17 protein-coding genes are annotated in these 16518 nt (G+C 66.8%); 5 read left to right on the top strand and 12 right to left on the bottom strand.

What is annotated here, in order from left to right:
- The first annotated feature begins 53 nt into the window (after positions 1-53).
- Together ACFO5K_RS25840 and ACFO5K_RS25835 are read left to right on the top strand one after the other, a co-directional pair.
- Positions 54-734: a hypothetical protein gene (locus ACFO5K_RS25840; protein WP_378568204.1), complete on the top strand. Its 681-nt coding sequence runs from the start codon at positions 54-56 to the stop codon at positions 732-734.
- A 374-nt stretch (positions 735-1108) separates the two neighbouring features.
- Positions 1109-1378: a hypothetical protein gene (locus ACFO5K_RS25835; protein ID WP_378568202.1), complete on the top strand. Its 270-nt coding sequence runs from the start codon at positions 1109-1111 to the stop codon at positions 1376-1378.
- Positions 1379-1389: 11 nt separating this feature from the next.
- Here the strand turns inward: ACFO5K_RS25835 and ACFO5K_RS25830 are convergent, their stop codons facing one another.
- The 6 genes from ACFO5K_RS25830 to ACFO5K_RS25805 form a co-directional block, all read right to left on the bottom strand.
- Positions 1390-1698: a PIN domain-containing protein gene (locus ACFO5K_RS25830; RefSeq protein WP_378568200.1), complete on the bottom strand. Its 309-nt coding sequence runs from the start codon at positions 1696-1698 to the stop codon at positions 1390-1392.
- A gap of 112 nt (positions 1699-1810) precedes the next feature.
- On the bottom strand, positions 1811-2224 hold the full coding sequence (locus ACFO5K_RS25825) for a hypothetical protein (RefSeq protein ID WP_378568198.1): 414 nt from the start codon (positions 2222-2224) through the stop codon (positions 1811-1813).
- A gap of 46 nt (positions 2225-2270) precedes the next feature.
- Positions 2271-4562, bottom strand: a complete 2292-nt coding sequence (locus ACFO5K_RS25820) for a hypothetical protein (RefSeq protein WP_378568196.1) — start codon at positions 4560-4562, stop codon at positions 2271-2273.
- 8 nt (positions 4563-4570) lie between these two features.
- Positions 4571-4903, bottom strand: a complete 333-nt coding sequence (locus ACFO5K_RS25815) for a hypothetical protein (protein WP_378568194.1) — start codon at positions 4901-4903, stop codon at positions 4571-4573.
- Positions 4904-4997: 94 nt separating this feature from the next.
- Positions 4998-5306, bottom strand: coding sequence for a DUF6802 family protein (locus ACFO5K_RS25810; protein WP_378568192.1), 309 nt, complete (start codon positions 5304-5306; stop codon positions 4998-5000).
- A 92-nt stretch (positions 5307-5398) separates the two neighbouring features.
- Entirely contained in the window at positions 5399-5590 is a 192-nt protein-coding gene (locus ACFO5K_RS25805) for a PspC domain-containing protein (protein WP_378568190.1), read from the bottom strand.
- 145 nt (positions 5591-5735) lie between these two features.
- Here ACFO5K_RS25805 and ACFO5K_RS25800 point away from each other — a divergent pair, with 145 nt between their 5' ends.
- Positions 5736-7376 carry an ABC-F family ATP-binding cassette domain-containing protein gene (locus tag ACFO5K_RS25800; protein WP_378568188.1) on the top strand — a complete coding sequence of 547 codons (1641 nt, stop codon included), beginning with the start codon at positions 5736-5738 and terminating at the stop codon, positions 7374-7376.
- 8 nt (positions 7377-7384) lie between these two features.
- Entirely contained in the window at positions 7385-7816 is a 432-nt protein-coding gene (locus tag ACFO5K_RS25795) for a hypothetical protein (protein WP_378568186.1), read from the top strand.
- Here the strand turns inward: ACFO5K_RS25795 and ACFO5K_RS25790 are convergent, their stop codons facing one another.
- The 6 genes from ACFO5K_RS25790 to ACFO5K_RS25765 form a co-directional block, all read right to left on the bottom strand.
- Complete coding sequence (locus tag ACFO5K_RS25790; protein ID WP_378568184.1) at positions 7817-8179, bottom strand: hypothetical protein; 363 nt, start codon at positions 8177-8179, stop codon at positions 7817-7819.
- Between the two features lie 129 nt (positions 8180-8308).
- A complete protein-coding gene (gene glmM / locus ACFO5K_RS25785) occupies positions 8309-9646 on the bottom strand; it encodes a phosphoglucosamine mutase (RefSeq protein WP_378568182.1) in 1338 nt (445 codons plus the stop codon).
- Between the two features lie 160 nt (positions 9647-9806).
- Positions 9807-10325 (bottom strand): 30S ribosomal protein S9, encoded by a 519-nt coding sequence (gene rpsI / locus ACFO5K_RS25780; protein ID WP_378568180.1) that lies wholly within the window; start codon positions 10323-10325, stop codon positions 9807-9809.
- The gene (gene rplM, locus ACFO5K_RS25775; protein WP_022567307.1) at positions 10322-10765 is read right to left on the bottom strand and encodes a 50S ribosomal protein L13; all 444 of its coding nucleotides are present in this window, start codon (positions 10763-10765) and stop codon (positions 10322-10324) included. Before rplM ends, rpsI begins: the two co-directional genes overlap by 4 nt.
- A gap of 190 nt (positions 10766-10955) precedes the next feature.
- On the bottom strand, positions 10956-12281 hold the full coding sequence (locus ACFO5K_RS25770) for a hypothetical protein (RefSeq protein ID WP_378568178.1): 1326 nt from the start codon (positions 12279-12281) through the stop codon (positions 10956-10958).
- A gap of 70 nt (positions 12282-12351) precedes the next feature.
- A complete protein-coding gene (locus tag ACFO5K_RS25765; protein ID WP_378568176.1) occupies positions 12352-14925 on the bottom strand; it encodes an FHA domain-containing protein in 2574 nt (857 codons plus the stop codon).
- Between the two features lie 107 nt (positions 14926-15032).
- Between ACFO5K_RS25765 and ACFO5K_RS25760 the strand changes: the two genes are divergently transcribed.
- Positions 15033-16478 (top strand): neutral zinc metallopeptidase, encoded by a 1446-nt coding sequence (locus ACFO5K_RS25760; RefSeq protein WP_378568174.1) that lies wholly within the window; start codon positions 15033-15035, stop codon positions 16476-16478.
- The last annotated feature ends 40 nt before the right edge of the window (positions 16479-16518 follow it).

Raw genomic sequence — 16518 nt, 5'->3', positions numbered from 1 at the left:
GAACTGGCCGCAGGCGGCTTGTATTTCCAAGAGCGGCAACACGGATGGCTCACGTGAGCGACCTACCGGGCCATCTTCAAGTGATCGCACAGCTTGAGCTTCGGAGTCGTCGGCTGGCACATTCTGTCCGCCGCCGTTTTCCTCACCGGCCCGAGGTGCTGGTCAGGACCGAGTACGCTCCGCCGACCGGGATTGCTTTCGACCACCGATTCTCGCGATTCGTGATCGCTGATGAGTTGCCGCCGCTGTGTCTGCAGCACGGCCGGCCGGCTATCGGTACCTACGAGGCATCGATCGGCTTCAGCGGGTCGCACCGATACACCACGGCATACAGCCTGGGAGAAAGGTATCTCGGGGAAGATGGCTTGCTGACCAATGGCATTCAATTGCATCGAGCGCGAATGCCCGACCGGGACTCGGTGCTACACGCCGACTTGCCGGTCTGCCGATTGGTGTCGCCTGCGAACTGCGCTCTACACCTACGGTTTCCTTTCGGTGTGTTCACGGCCATCTGCAATGTGATCGCAGTCCTCGCGTTCTCACAAGCCGACAGAATAGACATTGCCAGACCCTTGGTGATCACCATATTCCCCGGGTGGATTCCACTCGGGATCATAAATCTGGTCACGCTGTTCAACCGGGCCCAGCCGATGACAGCTGCCCGACTCACTCGCGATCACCACGTCGCCATTCGCACCCATCGGCGCTTCGCAGATAGGTTCGCTTCAAAGTGAGCTACCAAAGACAATACACCGCCCAAGGTGACGTAAAAGTAGAAGTTCGTCGGTGCAGGAAACCTCTGCCGTTCACTAAACTTCTCTACATTAAAGATGATAGGCGAACGGTTGAGCCTCTGGAGTTGGAGATTGCCGAGAAACTCCCGGACGTCTGCAGCAAACATGGACGTCCAGCGATATCGCGAAAGCCGGTCAGAGTCGTATTCTATGATACGAAACGCCATGCCCGTTCACCTCACGTAACCTCGGAGGGTCGCCCGCCACGTCCCGCGCCGATTTCTACAATCGTTGCCGGCGAGTGGCCCATCTGTGAGCGGTGCGCAATATCGGGCCGAAGGAGTCGTCAGGTCGGCAAATTTCTCCTGATTGCGATGATTGCGAATTTCGCCGTTCTAGCAGTGTTGATCGCAGCCGCTTGGGCAGGATTCAAGGCTGATTTTTCATTGGTGCAACCGATGATATGGGCCTTCTTTCCGGGCTCGCTTCCACTCGGCATGTTACTGACCGCGTGGCTGTATAAACGAACCTCAGAGCCGGTGAAGTTCCGTCCCATCGACAGCGATGCGTTCGCCTTCGCCTATGCCCACCCCGGATTTCATGCAGCTCTGAACACAGTACGAGCTTCGAATTCTGATAGGTGAATAGCGGCGGATCAGCTGAAGCGCACCTCGCGTACGTCGAGCCCTGGTATCCGTTTGAAGTGGCGTGTGTTCGCGGTGGCCACCTCCCAACAGATGCTCATCGCGGTCGCGGCGATGAGCGCATCGTGGGCGCCGATCTCCTGACCTCGATTGGCCCGGTCTGCCCATACCCCCGCGTGAATACGCGCTGCGAGGAGGTCGAATGGTTGCGGTGGGAACGCAGCGATGGCCACCTCTACGAATGCCTCACGTCGGGCACGGAACTCGGGCCTCGCTCGATGGACGCCATGGAGAAGTGCCGATGCTGTGACCGACGACATCGCCACGCCTTCATCGAAACCGAGCTGCGCCCCGAGTTCGTTGGCGGCTCACCCAACCAGTCTTCGTTCAGTATTGAGCGCCCTACTTGTAGGCCCCGGCCCGTTCCCATGGTCAATGTATCCATACCGACCGGCGGTAGTACTCGGATTCCGGATCGACGTCGCCGTCGGATGGGGTGACGGTCGAGTGGGCTCGCCGGGCGGCTCTGGCGCGGGCTACCGCCGCATGGATCTCAGTTTGCTGCGGCGTCCGATTGGGGTCGATCATCAGTGGAGGCGGTGTCGCCTGCGGGCATGGTGCAGGCTCGTGCCAGTTCTCGCGGATCGGTTGTGCTACCGCAGGTTCGGGTTCTTTCGCTTCCTTCTCGGTGTGCTGCTGTTCGGTCGCCTGCCGGAGTAGTAGTTCCGTGTCGGCGGCGAACCGTTCTGCCCGGTAGGCGGTCTGAAGGTTGATCGCTTGGATTTCGTCTATCAGCAATGCCGTGCGTCGGTGCGCTTCGGCGGTGATCTGTTCGATCTCTGCCACGTAGTTCATGATCGGTCACTCTCCTGTGGTCAGGGGCGATCTGGGATCAGAGTGGGCCTGCCTCGGCGAGGATCGCGCCGGAGTCAGCTGGGTCACTCGCCGGATGGTCTTCGGTGGTCGGTGTGTGTTCACCGTCGTGTTCAGGCTTGGATGGACGTGGTCCGGCCGGGATGCGGCCAGTCGGAGTACCGGAGGTCGAGTTACCGGTGTCGGGCCCGCCGGCGAGCGGCGGGGTGGTCGGCTCTTGGGCTGGAGTTGCTGTAGCTGCACCCGGCTCGGCGGCAGCCGGTCCCGGCACGCCGTTCTCGCTCGCGGAGTCCGGACCCAACGCGTTGTCGCGATCTTCGGGTCCGGGACCGGGATCAGCACTGGGACCGGCACCAACGCCGCAACCAGCGTCAGCACCGCAACCAGCGTCAGCACCACAACCAGCGCCACAACCAGCGTCAGCACCACAACCAGCGCCACAACCAGCGTCAGCACCACAACCAGCGCCACAACCAGCGTCAGCACCACAACCAGCGCCGCACCTGGCTTCAGCACCATCACCAGTGCCGACACCAGCACCTATACCGGCATCTGCATCTGCATCGCCCGGCCCGTGCTCGATGACCGGCAAACCGTTCTCGTCCAGGACCAACCGATACACCTGGGTTTCACCGTTGGCATCCGTAGTCGTCAAGGACAGCCCGTGCTCACCGCTCTCGATGCTCACCTCGGTATCACCGAGCTGAAAGGATGCCTCGTGCTCGCCCGACAGCAGACCATCCGCCTGCTCGGTCATCTGCTCGATGCCGTTACCGATGGCGGTACCCACCGATTCGACTGCCGATGTGAGCGCGTCCCCGAGACCACCTGCCAACGCAGTCGCCACGGCGGTGCCGAACCCGTCGAGTGACGTCGAGAGCGAGCTCAATGCGGCGCTGGTGTCGGTGTCTGCTGCGCCGGCGCCGTTGTCGGGGAAGCCGTCCTGCGACCCAGGCTCCACTCTCCCGGGTGCCGTACCTGAATCCGTAAGCTCGCCGTTCCGAGCGCCGGAAGCAGAACTGCCGCCCCCACTGTCTTGCTCCTGGTTGCCGCCACTGCCTTGCACCTGCCCGCCGCTACTCTGCGATCGGTCACCGCTGCCCGGCACCTGGCCACCACTGCCCTGCACATGGTCACCACTGCCCTGCGCATGGCCACAAATCTCCGGCACCTGACCACTACCGCTCTGCGCGTGCTCACCAGTTCCTGGCACCTGGCCACCACTCACCGGCACCTGACCACCGCCCTGCGCGGGCTCACCAATCTCTGGTACCTGGCCAACACTGGCCTGCACGTGCCCGCCAATCCCCGGCACCTGGCCACCAGTGCCCGGCATCTGGCCACCACGCTGCTCCACCTGGCCGCCGCCCGGCATCTGGCCACTGCCCGGCGCCACCTGGCCACCGCCCGGCATCTGGCCACCGCCCGGCACCTGACCATCACTGCCCAGCTGGTAACCACTCACCGCCGCTTCGCCACCGCGCACCGCAGATGGCCCAACCCCCGTCCCCTCGACCAGCACCTCACCCGACATCTGACAACCGGTACTTGTCCCCAGAGCCTTCGCACCGCTGTAGGACGTGTCCCCCACCGCATTCAGAGCACTGACAATCAGGTCGTATTGCCCTTCGATGGCACTGCGCGCAACCGAACACGCGGAGGTGAAGACCGCAAGCATCTCGCCGTACTTGTACGCGAAGGTCTGCTGCAACCATCCTGAGCAAGCGGCCCTGATCTGTTCGGGGCGTGTCTCCGAAAGGAGAGCCCCGGGAATCATTTTCTGCCATACAGCCTCGTCGAGATCTCCCGTGGCTCGGCTGCCGATCACCTGATCGATCTCTTCCGGCGTCAAGCCCGCGACTTCCACTTCGCCATCCACCGTGATGTCGTCGATGGTTCTCACCTTGTCCTGAACCGTTTGCAGGATTGCGGTGCTCGCGGTGTTCAAAGCGTCGAGGACCTGCCGCACAGCGGTGCAATCGGTGGCCGCGCGACTCGCCAGATTCGCCACCGCCTCGATACCGCTGGTCGCCGCAGCCCCCTGCCAGGCCGTCGGCAGCACCTTGCCGATCTGATGTTGCCGGTCGGACTGTGCTTGTGCCGTGGTCAGCACGAGTTGCAGGCCGACCGCGGTCTGCGCGAGTGTCCGCAGGTCGAGTCCGCGCTCGGCGTCGTAGGTGGCGTAGATGGACTGCAGCGTCGGCGTCGGCGCGGTCGGGAAGGCCCGGAGATACCTGGGTGTCAGGTCTGTGAAGAATTTGAGCCCACGTACCGCGCCGTCATCGAGTACAGCGTCGACTGTCTCAGCCATGAGTGGTCTCACCGCGTCGGCAGCTGTGCTGCCAGCTTGTTCTGGTCGTGCGCGGCGCAGTTGTCGATTCCGGCGAGTTCGATGGTGGCGGCACCGATCGACCCGGCGGTGTATTCGGTGGCGGTGGTCCACCGGTTCAGCCAGCCGCTCACCCGTTCGAAGCCGGTGGCGATCCGCTGCCCCCGATCGACGTAGGCGCGCCCGGCCTCGACACCGCCGCCCCACGCATCGACGTTCGCTGCCGCATTGCGCAGTTCGCGGACAGTGTCTTCCAGTTCGTTCACCGACTGGTCGATCGCGGCCTGGTTCACCACGATCCCGTTCGAGACCGTCGTACTCATCCCCCACCTCCAGTGCTCGACGCGCACCACAGCGGCGCGCTATCTACTTCGACGCACCGAAGTGCCCGCCGGTTCCCTCATCGGCGGGCGGAGTTCACTTCTCCAGATTCCCCTGATCGGTTCGCCGCCACTCCGAGGTCCCGTCGGGGAACCGGTGGTACTCCCAGGCGGCGTAATCGCCGTCGTTCTCGATCACGGTGACGTGGTCGGCCAGGCCGTCGGCGTCGTAGTCGGACCAGATGGTGGTCGAGTCGACGTCGTTGTCGGTGATGGAATCGACCACTCCGTTGCCGTCGAGATCTTGGGACGGGTGCTGCAGTTCGACGGGGCCCAGGCCGCCCAGGGATGACTGGGCGTCGATGTCGGGTAGGCCGAGGCCGGGAATCTCGCCCGAAGTGACCATGACTGCTCCTCACACGGAAAACTCGCGGATGACGGCGCGGCGGGTTGACCACCATCCTGTCATCCGCGAGCGGGTGCGGGGAAGTTCGGGGCTTACTTCTTGGGCATGATCAGCCAGAGCACCAAGTAGAGCAGGAACTGGGGACCGGGCAGCAGGCAGGAGACGACGAAGGCCAGACGCACGAGGTTGGCATTCCAACCGAAGTAGTCGGCGATGCCGCCACAGACGCCTGCGATCCATTTGTCGCTGGTCGAGCGGGTGAAGCGGCGGGCGGGGGCAGTCATGGTGTGTTGCCTTCCTGTCGAGCGGTGATAACTCCACTGTGCCGATCCGCGGCGCCGCCCGCATCGGTCCCCAGACCTATCCGCACCCTGATTTGTGCTGGGCCCGATCTCAGGGTCGCACCCCGAGACAGGCAGACTCTTCCAGGTGAGCACGACATTGCACGCCAGCGGCTTGTCCGCCGGGCACGCCGAACGGACCCTGTTCGCCGACCTCGACTTCACCCTCGCCCCGGGTGACGTGATCGGCCTGGTCGGGGTGAACGGCGCGGGCAAGTCGACGCTGCTGCGGATGCTGGCCGACCGTGACCCGGGGGCGGGGACGATCGCGCTGAGCCCGCCGGATGCCACCGTCGGCTATCTGGCGCAGGAACCCGAGCGCGTCGAGGGCGAGACGGTGCTCGACTTCCTGTCGCGCCGGACCGGTGTCGGGCACGCACAGCGGGTGATGGATGCCGCGGCCGAACGGTTGGGTTCCGGCGGCGAGGACGATTACTCACCGGCACTGGAGCATTGGCTGGCGCTTGGTGGCGCCGATCTGGATCAGCGCGCTGAGGAGGTGGCGGCCGACCTCGGGCTCACCGATGGTCTGGCCGGTGGCCTCGACACCCCGATGACGGGCCTGTCGGGCGGGCAGGCCGCGCGCGCCGGTCTGGCGTCGGTGTTGTTGTCGCGCTTCGACATTCTGCTGCTCGACGAGCCGACCAATGACCTCGACCTCGACGGCCTGGCCCGGCTGGAGCGCTTCGTCACCGGCGTGCGGGTGCCGCTGATGGTGATCAGCCATGATCGGGAGTTCCTGGCGCGCACGGTGAATCGGGTGCTGGAACTGGATCTGGCCCAGCAGCAGTTCGCACTCTACGACGGCGGTTACGACGCCTACCTGGCCGAACGCGAGATCGCTCGCAAGCACGCGCGCGAGGCCTTCGACGAGTTCGCCGACACCAAGGCGGGTTTGGAGGCGCGCGCGCAGATGCAGCGCAACTGGCTCGAGCACGGGGTGCGCAATGCCCGCCGCAAGGGCAAGAACGATTCGGACAAGATGGGCCGCAAGACCCGCGCCGAGTCCACCGAGAAGCAGGCGGCGAAGGCCCGCCAGACCCAGCGGCGCATCGAACGCCTCGATGTGGTGGAGGAACCGCGCAAGGAGTGGGAGTTGCGGATGGAGATCGCGGCCGCCCCACGCAGCGGTGCGGTGGTGGCGACGGCGGTGAACGCGGTGGTGCGTCGCGGCGAGTTCACGCTGGGCCCGGTGACCACCCAGATCGACTGGGCGGACCGGATCGTGCTCACCGGCGCCAACGGGTCGGGCAAATCCACGCTGCTGGCCCTGTTGCTCGGCAAGATCGCTGCCGATTCCGGTTCCGCCGCACTGGGTTCGGGGGTCGAGGTCGGTGAGGTGGACCAAGCGCGCGGGTTGTTCCGTGGGGCGGACCGGCTGGTCGACACCTTCGGCGCGGCCATGCCCGACTGGCCCGATGCCGAGGTCCGCACGTTGCTGGCCAAGTTCGGGCTGCGCGGGCCGCACGTGACCCGCGGCTGCGACACTCTCTCCCCCGGTGAACGCACCCGCGCCGCGCTGGCCCTGTTGCAGGCGCGCGGGGTGAACCTGCTGGTCCTGGACGAACCGACCAACCACCTCGACCTGCCCGCCATCGAACAGCTCGAGCAGGCCGTCGAATCGTTCACCGGCACGATGATTCTGGTGACCCACGACCGGCGGATGCTGGATTCTGTTCGGGCCACCCGCCGTTGGCACCTGGCCGGCGGCCTGCTCACCGAAGAATAGGACGACCCATGGATCTCGCACTGGGGATCGACACCCGCGTCACGCTGCTGATCACCGGGCTGATCTTTCTCGGCGCCCTGCTGCTCGGGGTGTGGAAGTACCACGGCATCCGTACCTCGGCCGAGGGCGCCGCCCACGTCTACGTCGACATCGCCCACCGCGCCGCCCTGATGTACGCGTTCGCGGGTGTGCTGCTGGCGGTGTTCACCGAGCTCAGCGCGTGGCCGACGGTCGTGAATCTGGTCGCCGACCTGGTGGTGCTCGCGTTCTTCGTCGGCGCGATCGGCACCTACGCGCTGCACGGTCTGCGCCGCGACACCACCAATCAGTTCGCCGGCCGGATCCCCGCCGAGCTGCGCCTCACGATGTACGCGCTGATCGCGGGCGAAGTGGGTGGATTCCTGGTGTTGTTCAGCGGTTTCGTCGCCGGTCAGTTCTGATCAGAAGCTCTGCTGCGCAACCTGTTCCGCCGCACCGAACAGATCGATATCGGAGCCGAGTTTGGCACCGATGAGCCCGGCCAGCAAGGTAGCGAGCAGCACGGCGACCACCGCGATCAGCCCACGCGAACGCGGTGGTACCTGCGGCACAGCCACCGCTGCGACTCGTCGCCGTTCGGGTTCGTAGCTCTCGGCACGCTGACCGTAGCCTTCGTCGCGGATCGGCACCGTGTGCGAATACCCCTGCGGCACTTCATAGCAGCCCGGCCGGCCACACGCACCACCACAGCGGTGCGGCTGCTCGGGCTCGCCGTACTCGTAGTACTGATCCTGGTAGTTCCGGGCGGGCAACGGCGGCACCATCATCGACCCCCTTCGAATCGTGCTGCGCGCCAACGTATCCGCCTGCGCCGAGCAGCACACGCGCCACGGGCACAGGTCCTTACGGCGTAGGCCGATAGTAGTGGGGCCGAGCCCGGCCCGCCAAGGGAACTAGACCGCGGCGACCTGTTTGGCCAGATCGTCGGCCAGCTCCCGGGCCTGGACGAGATCGGTGGCCTCCACCATCACCCGCACCAACTGCTCGGTTCCGCTGGGCCGCAACAGCACCCGGCCGGATTCGCCCAGCACACGCTCGGCTTCGGCGACGGCTTCGCGCACCTCGGGGGCGGCGGCGACAGCAGCTTTGTCCGACACCGCGACATTGATCAGCACCTGCGGCACCGTGCTCATCACCGCGGCCAGCTCACCCAGTGAGCGCCCGGTCCGGGCCATCCTGGCCATCAGGCGCAGACCCGTGAGCACGCCGTCGCCGGTGGTGCCGAAGCGCGGGAACACCACATGCCCGGACTGCTCGCCGCCGAGGCTGTAACCACCGCGGCGCAGTTCCTCGAGTACGTAACGGTCGCCGACCGCGGCGGTGAGTACCCGGATCCCGGCCGCGCGCATCGCGATGTGCAGGCCGAGGTTGCTCATCACCGTCGCGACCAGGGTGTCGGCGACCAGTTCGCCCGCATCGCGCATGGCCAGTGCGAGCACGGCCATGATCGCGTCACCGTCGACCACCTCGCCCGCGGCATCCACGGCCAGGCAGCGGTCGGCGTCACCGTCGAGGGCCACGCCCAGGTCGGCGCCGTGTTCGAGGACCGCGCGGCGGACCGCGTCCAGATGCGTCGATCCGCAGCCGTCGTTGATGTTGAGACCGTTGGGTTCGGCGTTGATCGCGATCACCGTGGCGCCCGCCTCCCGGTACACCTGCGGGGCCACCTCGGCGGCCGCGCCGTGCGCGCAGTCGACGACAACAGTGAGCCCCGAAAGGTCCTCACCGGTGGATTCGAGCAGGTGCTCGACATAGCGTTCGTGGGTGCCCTCGACGCTGTAGTCGCCGCGCACGCGGCCGATGCCCGCACCGGTCGGACGCACGGTGACGCCCTCGGTGATCAGGGCTTCGATGCGCTGTTCCACCGCGTCGTCGAGCTTGTGCCCGCCGGCGGCGAAGATCTTGATGCCGTTGTCGGGCATCGGGTTGTGCGAGGCGGAGATCATCACGCCGAAGCACGCGTCGTAGAGACCGGTCAGATAGGCCACGGCGGGGGTGGGCAGCACGCCGACGGAGAGCACATCGACACCGGTCGCTGTCAGACCCGCGGTCACCGCCGCTTCCAGCATCTCACCGCTGGCCCGGGGATCTCGGCCGACGACAGCCACCGCGCGCTTCTTCCCGCGACTGAGCACCTGTGCTGCCGCGGCGGCGACCCGCATCGCCAGTTCTGGACTCAAAGACTCGTTGGCGAGCCCGCGAACGCCGTCTGTCCCGAAAAGCCGTCCCATAAAACCCTCTGCCGGTAGTAGGTCCCCGATACAGCACGAGAGCAGGCGACCAGCCGTGCTGGAAGCCTGCTCTCGCACACGTGCTCCGCCGACCGGGCTCAGCCCCGCTCTCGCGGGGAGCATACCCAGTGGATGCGAGAGGTGGTCGACAGAACGTAAATCAGCGCTTCGAGTACTGCGGCGCCTTACGGGCCTTCTTGAGGCCGTACTTCTTACGCTCGGTGGCACGCGGGTCACGAGTCAGGAAGCCGGCACGCTTGAGGGCGGGACGGTCTTCCGGGGTGACCTCGATCAGCGCGCGAGCGATGGCCAGACGCAGTGCGCCGGCCTGACCCGAGGGGCCGCCGCCGTGCAGCAGGGCGACGATGTCGAAGGACTCGGTCCGCTCGACGGTCACCAGCGGGGACTTCACCAGCTGCTGGTGCACCTTGTTCGGGAAGTAATCCTCGATGGTGCGGCCGTTGAGGGTGAAGTTGCCGGAGCCCGGAACCAGTCGCACGCGGACGACGGCTTCCTTACGGCGGCCGACGGTCTGCACGGGACGATCGATCACGATCGCCGCGAACTCGGTCTCTTCGACGTACTCGGGCTCGTAGCCTTCGCCGTCTTCGACGACCTCGACCACGGTCTCGTCGACCGCGTCGAACTCTTCGGGGGTGAACTCTTCAGGAGCGGTCACTGGGCCACCTGCTTGATCTCGAACGGAACCGGCTGCTGCGCGGCGTGGGGGTGGTTCGGGCCTGCGTAGACCTTCAGCTTGCCCGCGATCGCGTTACCCAGCTTGTTCTTCGGGATCATGCCCTTGACGGCCTTCTCCACGAGACGATCGGGACGGGTCGCCAACACCTCGCCGACAGTGCGCGACTTGAGGCCGCCCGGGTGTCCGCTGTGGTGGTGGATGAGCTTGTCCTGCTTCTTGTTGCCGGAGATGGCAACCTTGTCCGCGTTGATGATGATGACGAAGTCGCCACCATCGACGTGCGGTGCGTAGGTCGGCTTGCCCTTGCCGCGCAGCAGGCCAGCGGCCTGCACGGCAAGACGGCCGAGGACTACGTCAGTGGCGTCGATGACGTACCACTTACGGGTTACGTCACCCGCCTTGGGGCTGTACGTAGGCACAGTCGTTCCCTGTCTGTCGTCGGTGTTGCCGGCCAACGGTCTGGATCTCAGTTGTGGGTAGAGATTGTCCCGGCGGCCGGTGGAGACCCGGGACATCGAGGAAACACCGATCCGCGAACGGTTCGACGTTCCATACGCCAGCGGCCCACGATACCAGCCGCACCGGTGTCCACCACCATCGGGCGAGCGGCTAGATCACCACCGGCGGCCCGGGGTCGGTCGCGCGCGTGGCACCCGGGCTCAGGTAGCGCAGGGTGTCGATGCCCGGGGTGACGCAGCCGTGCTCGTCGATCAGCGTGGTGCGCGCGGTCGCGAGGCCCTCGGGCGGGACGGTGTTCGCGTACGGGGTGAACGCGCAGTGCCCCGGCTCGGCCGTCACGACCGCCTCCGAGGACCACCCGGTCGCGGCCAGCGCCAGCGCGCCGACGAGGGCCGGTGCGCCGAAGAAGCCCTTCTTCACCTTGCCGAGCAGTTTGCCGCCACGCTCGTCCTCGGCGTCGTCGCGGTCGAGTGCGTGCCGGCCCGAACCGCCCGTCTGGGCGGGCGGGCCCGCCACGAAACCGGCCGGTCCCGGCGGCTGCGCGGCGGGTGGGGCGGCAGGGGCCGCACCCCAGCCCACCTGGGCGGCGTAGACCTGTCCGGGATGCTGGGCGTCGGGGTAGTCGTCTTCGTCGAGATCGGGTTCGGTGACCAGCAGGTGCGCGGCGCCGAGCACCAGCGCGTGCATCGGGTGATCGGCCACCTGCAGTCGCTGGCCGAGGTGGTTCTGGAACGCGAACCGCAGGGCGTCGTTGAAGCAGACATTGCCCGCCAGCAGCACCGTGGAGGTGTCGGCGCCGATCGAGCGGGCCGCGGCCATCGCCTCGATCACCACATTGTCGGCGGTGCGGGCATCGCGCAGCGCCTCGGCGCTCACCCCTACCTCCACCGATTCGGTCGGCTGTTCATCGTCACCGTGCACCGCGACCACCAGCAACGTGCGGCCGTCGGAGTAGATGCCGGTGGCGCCGATCCCGGTGCGATGACGCTCGCTCGGCGGCGAGACCAGGCCGAGCGCGCGCAGATAACCCGACAGCGCGACGCTCTCGGGCAGTGGTTCGACGACCACGTCGAGCTGTTCGACCAGCGCGGCGTAGATGTCGACCTTGTCCTCGGGCCAGCTGTCCGGATACGGCAACGCCACCAACTGCGGTTTACCGCGCAGGTACTTGCCGACCGCGGCCAGCGGGTTGTAGAGCCGGGCCCGGAACACCAGCTCAGCGGGCCAGGTCGCCCCGGCGATCACGATCTGCGGATGCCCGAGGATGTCGCGCACATCGGCGATCGCCATCCCCAGGTCGGGTCGTTGTCGGTCGACACCGGCGGTGTGCAACCTGCCCGCCGCATCGGCGAGCAGGTAGGCGGGCGGGGTGTAGGTGCCCTCCACCTGAACCGGGCGGATCGGGGTGTCACCACCACCCGCGGCGACGGACACCACATCCCACCCCAGATGCAGGGCGCCAACTCGAACGGTCACAGGCTCAAGTGTGCCCGGTCGACCGACGACACGCGCAGCGTGCCCTTCGAGATCGCTGTGACCTGCCCGATCATGCCTGGGACTTCTTCAGCCGCAGGCGTGTCCAGGTGAGGAAAGCGAGCACCGAGGTGATCACGACGACCATCACGATGTCGAGAATCCAGATACCCACCGAATGGGCCCAGATGGCGTCGTCCTGCGCGCCCCAGAAGATCTTGGTCAGATCCACCGTCGACGCGCCCGCCGCGTAACCCCAGCGGGCCGGGAACAGATACGACACCTGCTCGAGGCCCACCCGGTCGGTCACCGGGATCAGGCCACCCGCCATCACCAGCTGCACCATGATCATCACCACCAGCATCGGCATGACCTGCTCGTTGGACTTGGCCAGGCTCGACATCAGCAGGCCGAACACCACACAGCACACCGCGGTCATCGCGATGTCGAAATAGAGCTCGATGCTGCCGTTGGGGATCACCGAACCGGCACCGGGCGGGTTCTTGCCGAGTAGGGTGATGCCGATCAGCACCGCCGACTGCAGGAACGCGACCACGCTGAACACCGCGATCTTGGCCAGCAGATACGCCCACGGCAACAGCCCCACCGCGCGTTCGCGATAGAAGATCGACCGCTCCCCCACCAGGTCGCGCACGCTCAGGGTGGCGCCCATGAAGCAGGCGCCCAGAATCAGCACCACCAGCAGCTGCTGGGTCTCACTGCCGCCGGAATTGGCGAACGACCCGTCCGGCTGGGCGACCAGCGGTCCGGCCGCGAACCCGTTGTCACCGGGCACCACCAGCGACAACGCGCCGAGAATGAACGGCAGCACCAGCAGGAACACCAGATAGCCGCGGTCGGCGAAGATCAGCCGCAACTGTCTGCGCACCAGGGTGCTGAACTGCCGCGTGCCGTTGGACTGCGGCGGTGCGCCCATGTTCCCGCGATTCACCGGCGCGGGCGGCGGTGGCGGTGGCACATACGCCTGCCTGGACCGATACGCCGCGAACGCCCGATCCGGGTTGGCCGCGACATCGGCGAAGATCTCGGCCCAGTCGCTCGTGCCCATCGCCGCGCCCACGCCACCGGGATGACCCGCGAAGGCCGTCTTGCCGCCGGGCGCGAGCAGCACCACCTGATCGCACATGTCCAGACAGGCCACCGAGTGCGTCACCACGATCACCACGCGACCGGCGTCGGCCAGTTCGCGCAGCATCTGCATGACCTGCCGGTCCAGCGCCGGGTCCAGGCCGGAGGTCGGTTCGTCCAGGATCAGCAACGAGGGACCGGTGAGCAGCTCCATCGCCACCGATGCGCGCTTGCGCTGACCACCGGAGAGCCGGTCGACGCGGGTATCGGCGTGCTGGGTCAGCGAAAGCTCTTCCAGCACACCGTCGATCACCTGCTGGCGGTCGGCCTTGGTGGTATCGGGCGGCAGTCGCAGTTCGGCGGCGAAACCGAGCGCCTGACGCACGGTGAGCTGCCGGTGCAACACGTCGTCCTGCGGGACCATGCCGATACGGGACCGCAGCGCCTCGTACTCGGCGTGCAAGTTGCGGCCCTCGAAGGTGACCACACCGCCCGAGGGCTGAGTGTTACCCGCGACCAGCTTCGACAACGTCGACTTACCCGCACCCGACGGTCCGATCAGCGCGGTGAGCGTGCCGCGCCCGGCCTGCATGTTCACATCGACGAGCAGTTGCTTGTTGCCCTCGACGGTGAAGCCCACCCCGTGCACCGACAGCCCCAGCTCGGCGACCGGCTTCTGCCGGTGCACCAGCGCGCCCTGGGCCACGACGAAGTCGATGTTGCCGATGGTGACGATGTCGCGTTCGCGCAGCACCGTGCGCTGCTGCCGGTGCCCGTTGACGAAGGTGCCGTTGGCCGACCCGAGGTCCTCGACGACCAACCCCTCCGACGAGGACACCAACCGCGCGTGCTTGCGCGAGGCCAGCGGGTCGTTCACCACGATCTGGTTGTCGGAGGTTCGGCCGATGCTCAGCCCACCGGGCGGAATGCGATCTCCACGCGCGACCGGCTCGGTCGAGGCCGCCTTGCGCACCGGCGGCAGCATCGAGGAATCGGCGCGGCGGGTCATGTTGATGTTGTCCTGCGGCGCCATCGGTTGCGACGGCAGCTGCGAGGTGGGCACGTACTGGGGTTGCGACGGCGCTTGCTGGGCCTGCGGCGGCGTGTGCTGAGCCGGTTGCGGCGCGTGCGGCGCCGGCCGGGACGACGGCGGGAACTGCGGACGTTGCCCAGGGTGCTGTTGCGGTTGGGGCTGCTGGGGCTGGGAGGGCGGTGCGAGCATCGTCGCGGCATGGCGCGAGCCGAGGGCCGAGGGCACCAGGTGCAGCAGCGGGCCGGTGATCGCGTCACCGAGGCGCACTTGGGTGGGCCGATCGATCGACACGGGCTGGTTCAGCCTGCGCGCGTCGACGAAAACACCGTTGGTGCTGCCGTTGTCGGCGAGTATCCAAGCACCGTTGCCGAAACGCAGAGTGGCGTGCACACGCGAGACCAGCGGGCTGTCCACGAACAGCGTCACCTCGGGCGCACGGCCCATGGTGATCTGCTGACTCGCTTCGAAGACTCGTTCGGATCCATCATGGCGCACGGTGATGGTCTGCGCCCCCGGTGAAGACATGGAGCGGATACTATGCCATCGCCCGGACATCGGCGGTGCCCCCGATACGGCTCGAGGCCCGATCCGGCGACCGACCCGCACGTGTATCCGGCCGACCAGGGGGGCCAATGCCGAAAGCCCAAGTGCTCGTTGCGATCACCGTCGTGCTATGCGCCCTGCTCAGCATGGGGTGCACGCGGTCGATCGATGGTCACGGCGTCTCCATCTACCACGATCCCTTCCAGGTGGCAGGTTTGCCGACCACCGGCGGGCCGAACGGTCCACGTTCCGGCGTCGCCGATTCCACCCTCACCGCGACCAACGGCGACGGCGGCGAGGTCGACACCCTGGCCCTCAACGCGATCGACGACATCCAGACCTACTGGCAGGCCGTGTTCGGCGCCGAGTTCAGCGACCAGACCTTCGAGCCGGTACAGAAACTGATCTCCTGGAACGCGCGCGCCTCGCGCAGCTCGGCGATCGACTTCTGTAAGGAAACCACCTACCACCTGGTCAATGCCGCCTACTGCCGCAGCGACAACTCCATCGGCTGGGACCGCGCGATGCTGCTGCCCACGATGAGCGAGACCTTCGGCCCGATGTCGGTGGTGATGGTGCTGGCCCACGAATACGGGCACGCCATCCAGAACATGGCCGGGATGGTCACCAGGAAGACCCCCGTCCTGGTGAAGGAACAGCAGGCCGACTGCTTCGCCGGCGCCTTCATGCGCCACGTCGCCGAGGGCAAGTCGAAACACTTCACCATCAACACCTCCGACGGCCTGAATTCCGTTCTCGCCGCCACGGTCGCGATTCGCGACTCCGACCCCGACGACCCCGAGAGCGTGCACGGTTCGGCCTTCGAACGGGTCACCGCCGTGCAGATCGGCTTCACCGATGGCCCACGCGGCTGCAAGGGCATCGACGAGGACGAGATCGACTCGCGCCGGGGCAACCTCCCGCAGAGCTTCGCCGGCGACAGCGGCCGCGGCGAATACCCCGTCTCCCAGGCCAACCTCGAGGAACTGAGCAAGGCCCTGCAGGCGATCCTGCCAGTCGAGCAGGCCCCGACCTACGACTACGCGGGCTCGGGCATCGACTGCGCGGACGGCGCCGTCACCGGCCCCGTCACCTACTGCCCCGCCAAGAACACCATCGCCACCGACGTGCCCGGCCTGGCCGAACGCGGCGCCATCGACACCGGCGACGACGGCCCGCTGCCGGTGAAGGTCAGCGGCGACTACAACGGCTACGTGGTGTTCATCTCCCGCTACACCCTCGCCGTGCAGCGCAGCCAGGGCAGGCAGCTGACCGGCGCGAAGACCGGTCTGCGCGCGGCCTGCCTGTCCGGGGTGGTCACCGGCCAGCTCGCCCGCACCGACCGCCCCGTCGACCAGGGCGACATCCAACTGGCCGCCGGCGACCTCGACGAAGCGGTCTCCGGCCTGCTCACCGACGGATTGGCCGCCAGCGACACCGAGGGCAACACGGTGCCGAGCGGGTTCTCCCGCGTCGACGCCTTCCGCGCGGGGGTGCTCAACGGCGAGACGACCTGCATGTCGCGCTACAGCTGATCAGCGTATTCGTGCAGTTCGACGTCCTTCGGCCAGATTT

The organism is Nocardia halotolerans, assembly GCF_042650145.1.
Lineage (GTDB): Bacteria > Actinomycetota > Actinomycetes > Mycobacteriales > Mycobacteriaceae > Nocardia > Nocardia halotolerans.
The sequence above is the reverse complement of the archived record's forward strand: the minus strand, read 5'-3'. Positions and strand labels throughout refer to the sequence as shown.

Excerpts from the sequence above, each read along its gene's own strand:
- ACFO5K_RS25810 (WP_378568192.1), bottom strand. The coding sequence starts at position 5,306 with ATGGTCACTTCGGGCGAGATTCCCGGCCTCGGCCTACCCGACATCGAC.
- ACFO5K_RS25790 (WP_378568184.1), bottom strand. The coding sequence starts at position 8,179 with ATGGTGCCGCCGTTGCCCGCCCGGAACTACCAGGATCAGTACTACGAG.
- ACFO5K_RS25835 (WP_378568202.1), top strand. The coding sequence starts at position 1,109 with ATGATTGCGAATTTCGCCGTTCTAGCAGTGTTGATCGCAGCCGCTTGG.
- ACFO5K_RS25760 (WP_378568174.1), top strand. The coding sequence starts at position 15,033 with ATGCCGAAAGCCCAAGTGCTCGTTGCGATCACCGTCGTGCTATGCGCC.
- ACFO5K_RS25830 (WP_378568200.1), bottom strand. The coding sequence starts at position 1,698 with ATGTCGTCGGTCACAGCATCGGCACTTCTCCATGGCGTCCATCGAGCG.
- ACFO5K_RS25765 (WP_378568176.1), bottom strand. The coding sequence starts at position 14,925 with ATGTCTTCACCGGGGGCGCAGACCATCACCGTGCGCCATGATGGATCC.
- ACFO5K_RS25795 (WP_378568186.1), top strand. The coding sequence starts at position 7,385 with ATGGATCTCGCACTGGGGATCGACACCCGCGTCACGCTGCTGATCACC.
- glmM (WP_378568182.1), bottom strand. The coding sequence starts at position 9,646 with ATGGGACGGCTTTTCGGGACAGACGGCGTTCGCGGGCTCGCCAACGAG.
- ACFO5K_RS25820 (WP_378568196.1), bottom strand. The coding sequence starts at position 4,562 with ATGGCTGAGACAGTCGACGCTGTACTCGATGACGGCGCGGTACGTGGG.
- ACFO5K_RS25815 (WP_378568194.1), bottom strand. The coding sequence starts at position 4,903 with ATGAGTACGACGGTCTCGAACGGGATCGTGGTGAACCAGGCCGCGATC.
- ACFO5K_RS25805 (WP_378568190.1), bottom strand. The coding sequence starts at position 5,590 with ATGACTGCCCCCGCCCGCCGCTTCACCCGCTCGACCAGCGACAAATGG.